Annotated in this window: 4 protein-coding genes; 1 reads left to right on the top strand and 3 read right to left on the bottom strand. The window is 39.6% G+C overall.

All coding sequences use genetic code 11. The features are described 5' to 3' along the window. The coding region (locus ACEW8O_RS09260) for a putative transposase (RefSeq protein ID WP_373494344.1) at positions 1–261 on the top strand (261 nt) is incomplete at its 5' end. A gap of 65 nt (positions 262–326) precedes the next feature. Here ACEW8O_RS09260 and ACEW8O_RS09255 read toward each other — a convergent pair. From ACEW8O_RS09255 to ACEW8O_RS09245, 3 genes are all read right to left on the bottom strand, one after another. Further along, the gene (locus ACEW8O_RS09255; RefSeq protein ID WP_373494343.1) at positions 327–2,015 is read right to left on the bottom strand and encodes a RagB/SusD family nutrient uptake outer membrane protein; all 1,689 of its coding nucleotides are present in this window, start codon (positions 2,013–2,015) and stop codon (positions 327–329) included. Between the two features lie 36 nt (positions 2,016–2,051). Then, positions 2,052–5,450 carry a SusC/RagA family TonB-linked outer membrane protein gene (locus ACEW8O_RS09250; RefSeq protein ID WP_373494342.1) on the bottom strand — a complete coding sequence of 1,133 codons (3,399 nt, stop codon included), beginning with the start codon at positions 5,448–5,450 and terminating at the stop codon, positions 2,052–2,054. Between the two features lie 116 nt (positions 5,451–5,566). Beyond that, positions 5,567–6,595 (bottom strand): FecR family protein, encoded by a 1,029-nt coding sequence (locus ACEW8O_RS09245; protein WP_373494341.1) that lies wholly within the window; start codon positions 6,593–6,595, stop codon positions 5,567–5,569. Between the last annotated feature and the right edge of the window lie 296 nt (positions 6,596–6,891).

Below are 6,891 nucleotides of genomic sequence, written 5' to 3'. Positions count from 1 at the left end.
GCACCCCATTATGCAAACTCTCAAAAGGACGGAAGGACACTGTTCAAGGAAATTTTCACAACACCCGCCGATATATGTCCGGACTACCTGAACAAAACCCTTACCGTAACAATCCACTCACTTTCCTACCCGAGAAGGACCAGGGCGGCAGGTGAACTGTGCAAAACCCTGACCGAAACCAAGACAATCTATCCCGGTACAGACCTGAAACTTATCTTCAAGTCCATGGCAGTTCAGTTTACGGGAGGTCAGGTTGTCTGATCTTCCAGGTTCATTATATGGTGTAGCATAGTGCTGACCTAGAAGATCTCAATGACTTAAATCATTTACCAGTTGGTGTTCTGGCCCAAATTTGGATTGATTTGGCGTTCAGCTTCAGGAACAGGAAATAAATAGTCTCTGGCAGGATCAAAAATCCTTACCCTGGTAAACCAGTTATGGTGTACCAATTCCCCAGTCTCATAATCAATGTATGAAATTCCCGGTACCGGTCCATCTATCACGTTTTCAGCGATTTTCCACCTTCTGATGTCAAATATTCTTAAGCCCTCCAAGGCCATTTCTACCGAACGCTCCTGATGAACAATGCTGCGCATGGTGTTTTGATTTTGAAAATCTGAAGCTGTGTAGCCACTTTCTGACAATACTGGCATACCAGCCCTTGTACGGATCATATCAATCAGATCTACAGCTTTTGTCATCTCTTGATTCAATTCTACAAGTGCTTCTGCATACATCAATAATACATCTGCATAGCGAAACAAAATCAGGTTCATACCATCATTGTTGCCTTGCCCTGCATCGCGGTCTTCATCTATATATTTCCGAACCGCATAACCGGTTTTGTTGGCACCCCCGAGTTGACTTAAAACATCAGCCACTTTGAGGTCAGCAGGCAAATTGGGTCTCATGTCCCATCTTCTTCCATTTACAATTGACACATGAGATGTATTGTCAAAGGCCGCGAAAAATACAGTATGCTCCATCCTTGGATCTCTTCCCAAATGTGGATCATTCGGGTTATACGTAGAGAGTGGATCCGAAATAGAACGTCCTGTTGCCTGCATCTGAAAACGATTTACCAGATCCCGTGAAATACTCAAGTCTACGGTAGCTCTACCTGTCAGTTCCTGTGGCGCATTATTGTTAAAAAAATTATGACTCAAAACATCTTTTGAATACATTCTTGATAGAATAACCTCATTGGAATATTGGCCATCATATTTGAATAATCTGCCAAAATCATTAAAAAGATTGTACTCGCCAGAATTCAAAATATCTTGGCATGCAGATACACATGCTTGAAAATAGGAAACCGGGGCAGGTCCAGAAAAATTCTTTGCTAGAGTACCCGCAAATAAGCTTGCCCTTGCCTTGATTGCCAAAACTGCCCCACTTGTTACCCGCCCTATACCCTTACCTGCACCGATGTATTCAGTGCGAGAGGGTATATCATCGACAATATCATCCATTTCATTTAGTATGAAATTAAATATTTCAAACCTGCCGGTTCTTGCTATTGAAGCCCCCTCAGACACAGTCAGAGACCTTGTGATCAAAGGGGCATCCCCAAAGTCCATAATAAGGTTTAAATAAGCAAAGCTTCGAATAAACCGAGCTTCACCACTCATGCGATTGCGAACTGAAACTGATAGATTTGGAACCTTGTCAATGTTTTCCAGAAAATAATTTGTAGCTGCAATCGTTCTGAAATAATCGTTCCACAAAGTTCTGTAAAAGCCCGCATTGGCATCATTGGTTCCTTCATTTACATTATTTCTACCTTCATCGCCAGATGAACCAATTGCATAATCACTCAAAATCTCACGGTACATCCAACCTCTAAATTCTGGGAGTCTTGTATATAAATTGTTTACAGCAGCTTCTGCATCAGATTCAGAAGTCCAGAAATTTGATGGATTTAGTGTATCAGCGGGATACTTATCCAGTAAATCATCATCGCAAGAAACAAACACTATGGCAATAACCATTATTTTAAATAATTTCTCTTTCATCTTATATATGTTTATATAATTCAACATTTGGAAGTATTAGAAGGTAAGCATAACGCCTAGGTTATAGGACCTGACCTGTGGGAAATAATCGTAACGAAGACTTCCGATTCGTCCTTCAGGATCTAATTGCCAATCTCTGTAAAGTTTTGAAAATGTGATTGGATTAATTGCATTGGCATATATTCTAAATTTTTCTATTCCCACTCTGCCTACCAATGATTCTGGCAATGAATACCCAATGGTCAGTGATTTTAATCGGAAATAATCTCCCTTTTCCAACCAAAAATCACTTGCCTGAATATTGTTTCCGGGGTTTTGCCTTACAATTGGAAAGCGGGCATTGACGTCTTCAGGGCCAGTCCAGTAACCTTCTGCTGCAAAAGCAGGCATCCAACCCCCATATCCACCAGATTCAATCAATTTTCCAAATAAATGTACATGATGACCAGCAGCACCTTGCCACAACATATTAAGATCCAATCCTTTCCATTCCATATCAGCGATAAAGCCATAAAAATATCTAGGAACCCCATAGCCAAGATCAACCATATCAGAATTATTTATAATGCCATCAGGTTGGCCTTCAGGACCACTCACATCTTTGTACCTCAGGTCACCGGGAAATAAAGCAGCCCGGTTTCCTCGAGCAGGTGAATTGTTTATTTCGTCCTGATTCCTGTAAAATCCCTCTACTAAAAAACCATTCAGGGAGTAAAGTGAAGAGCCTACCTCTCGATAATACCTATTATTGAACAAAAATTGTTTTGGCAATCCTCCAAAATCCTCAATTCTATCCGATACAAAAGAAGCATTGCCACTTACACTGTATTTGAAATTTTTAATTTCACCTCTATAAGTAAGAATTGATTCCCAACCCTTATTAGAAATAACCCCTGCGTTTGTTTTGGAAGGATTGAGCCCAATAACTCCAGGTATGGGTACGTCAAGTAAAATCCCGTCAGTAACTTTATCAAATACATCGAAAGAGAACAAAATTTTACCACTTAGAAATGACATATCAATTCCAAAATTATGTTGCATGGTTCTTTCCCATGACAATTCGGTACTGGCAAGGTCATTCAATCCTACTCCAGTTACAATTTCTTCATTGCCTGTTGAAGGGTTATAAAAAACATAATTGTTATTTACTTCCAGTCTTGGTATATGGGTATAATTCCCAATTTCCTGATTGCCTGTAATCCCGTAAGAATATCTTAATTTGAAATCACTGATAGCATTGCTTAATGAACTCCAGAAATTTTCTTCTGACATTCTCCAGGCAACTGATCCAGACGGAAAAAATCCGTATTTTTTACCTTGGGGAAATCTAGAAGAACCATCATACCTGCTGTTCACTTCAACAAAATATTTTTCTTTGTAAGCGTAACCCGCTCTACCAAAAAACGAACGTAGGCCCCATTCGGCAAATCTATTGCGGATTACTCTTTGCTCAGGATCACTTTGCTCCAAATTTCTAATTTCATTATTATAAAAATTTCTTCCCAGGGCATACACACCTTTTCGCTTAAAATAATCTTCTGAATATCCGGTAAGTATGTTGATGCCATGGTCACCCCAGCTATTATTGTATAACAATATGTGATTCATGGTTGTTCTGATCCGTAAATCCCTTTCTTCTGAATAATCATTAATATCCCTTCTAGAAACGGTAGAATTTTCATTCCAATAATTTCTAATTTGATACCTTGGAGAATTAGCTGAAATCATATCCTGATTCGCATTCGCAAGATAGGAAAACTGATACTTGAAGTTTTTTAAGAATTTAACATCAATACCACCGGATAATACTAAATCATCATTGGTCGTTTCCTTCTTGCCCATATATTGATGATCGGTCATAAACCATATATTTTCTCCTTTATTAGAAAATCCGTAAGTCCCATCCGGAAATCGTTGATTTTGAAATTCACTAGGTTCCATCATCAACTGATAGTACCATTGGTTTATATTATTAGGGCTAACAGCATTAAGTCTGTTGTATGAAATATTTACAAATGTTTTTACATTGTCATTTATGCGGAAATCATTATTTGATCTCAATTGAATTCTGTCAGAGTGACTGCCTGGTATAATGCTTGCCTGGTCTTCAAAAGCAAGATTAAACATGGTTTGTATGTTTTTTGAACCTCCTGTCAATACCACAGAGTGTTTGGCAACAGGAGCCCAATTAAAAAAATCATCAGTTCCTGGGAATGCCTTTGGATATAAATCGGGGTAATTTCTCATATTTTCAAGGTATCCGTCAATATCTGGAAAAGGTACATTTGGATTTCTTGAGTTGGCAAAAGCAAGGTTTTGCATTTCCATGTAATTTTTCGTATCAATGGACTCAGGCCTACGGGTGGGGAAGGAGGTGCCATAAAACCCATTGTAGGTTACCCTCAATTTACCTTCCTGTCCTTTGATGGTGGTGATCAGGATAACGCCATTGGCACCACGTGAACCATAAATAGCAGTAGAAGCAGCATCTTTAAGGACTGTGACGCTCTCTATGGCATTGGCATCAACATTAATTAGCTGCTGCTCCATTCCATCCACCAGAACAAGAGGATTGGTGTTGTTTACAGAAGTAATCCCACGAATCCTTATGGAAAAATCTTCCTGACCTGGCGCGCCACCTTGGTCTATTATAGTCAAACCCGGTACTGTACCTTGAAGGGCTTTCCTAACATCACCTGTTGCCTGATTGATAAGATCTTTGCCCTTTACAGTTGAAACTGCGGTGGTCAAAGAGGCTTGGCTTTGCTCTGCATATCCGACTACAATCACTTCATCCAATGAAGACAAATCCGGATTCATGGTTACATTGATTATTGACCTGTTATCCAATGATATCCTTTGGGTCTCGTACCCTATAAATGAAAAAACAAGCACTGCATTGTCCGGGACCGTCAGCGAAAAGTTGCCGTCCAAGTCCGTCACGGTACCGGAAGTGGTCCCGGCCACAGTGACCGTTGCACCGGGGAGAGGTCCCCCGTTTTCGTCGGTTACCTTTCCGGTAATTTCAATATTGATTTCCACTACCTCTATTACTTTATCTGTATAGATCGCAGGTTTACTTACCGTGATGTTGTTGTTGATCTGCTTGAACCTGAGCTTATTTTCCCGGGCAATGGCCACAAGAATTTCCTCAATAGATAGCGTCTGCTTTTCTAGACTGAACTTTCTGGAAAGAAATGCATCCTTTTTGTCATAGACAAAAGTAAAAGGTGATTTACGCTCCAGTAAACTGAAAGTTTCCGTAAGCGTCTTGTCGTGGATCTCTATCTGGATCACCACATCCTGTATGCTTTTCACACGCTGTGCATGCGTTTCCGTGGCCCAGAGCATATTGATAAACAGCAACTGGAATACCATGCCAATAAAGGTGTAGGTTACCCCCATGAGGATTAGTTTAAGTAATCTTTTTTTCATAATTTTAAAAGGTTTATTGTTTTAACACGCAATACAACTGATTATCACCGTGTTGATTGCCAGATCAATACGGTGTTTTTTTCTTCTTTTTTCTATCTATCTATAGGCTATATATTTTAGTTAAACATAATAATCAATTCTTTATCCTTTAGTGCATAACTGAATCCTTTATTGAAGGAGACCGCATCCATTACGTTGATCAGCAGTTCATTTTCAAAACTTGCCCGGATATTCCAGCCCGAAGGCGGGATACCCTTTACCTGAACCTGAACACCATACCATCGTTTGATTTCACGGACAAAATCCTCAAAGTTTCTGCCATCAAAAACAAGATTGCCATTTCTCCATTCTGTGGTTTTAATAAAAAGTTCGGGATCACCATATTTGGAAAATTCCCGGTAACCATTTTTCTCTCTGGAATAGATAAGGCCTGTTCCCGGCTTAAGAATTAAATTGTTCTCCACCGTGGAATTGGATACTTTAACTGAGCCCTCCACCAAAGTGACCTTAAAATCTTTTTCGGCTTCAAAAGCACTGATGTTGAATTCAGTCCCTAATACTATAACCGAAAGCGACCCGAAATCCACTACAAAAGGCCTAAGGCTATCACTTACTACCTCGAAATAGGCCTCACCCTTCAAATTGATGGAACGGAGGGAATCGGAAAAACGCTCATGGTAACTGATCCGGCTATCGGAATTCAACCAAACTTTTGATCCATCAGGAAGCTGTATCAAAGACTTTTGCCCGGTAGGGTTGGATTTAGTGATCAAACTCGTTTCCCGGATATTATCTTCAATGATATCCTTATTGTGGAAATAAAGTGTGTAAACCGGAAACAGGATGATGGCCAATACCACTGCAATCCTTAACCAAGTCCTTCGGTATAAGGGAATGACAGGAATGTTTTTGGATTTATGGTTTCCGGAGGCAAAGGCCTTCCATATTTTTTTCTTTTGCTCCTCATGGCCGATCAACTTGGCATCCTGTGCAGGCTCCTCCCAAATCAGCTTCAGTTTTTGAAATTGGAATTCGTTGTTTTTGGAAGCCTGAACCCATTGGTCAACTACCGCTCTTTCTTCCTTGGTAGCGGTAGCATTCAGGAATTTTACTATCTTTCCGTCTATGTCTTTATATTGCTCCATTAATTTTGCGAGACTTTAATCCTAAAGACAATGGTTCCGATTAAAACCCGTAATCAAAAATTAAATTTTTTTAAAAAAAGTGAATAAAGTATTTGAAATCACTGCTTGACGCCAAATATCCGAGTTCCCGGATAGGAGGAATTATCTAAAGCTGTTAGTGCTTCAAACTATTTTTTTATGATCTATGAAGTTATTTTTCTGGGAATCCGCTTTCTAGCAAGCAACCAGATACTGGATTCTCAAACATGAGGTAATCGAAATGCCATTTATATAGTTACTTTTTTTCTTGACAAAAA

Origin of the sequence: Aquiflexum sp., assembly GCF_041749095.1 — a bacterium.
In the GTDB taxonomy this organism is placed as follows: domain Bacteria; phylum Bacteroidota; class Bacteroidia; order Cytophagales; family Cyclobacteriaceae; genus Aquiflexum.
This window is presented reverse-complemented; position numbering and strand designations above follow the sequence as displayed.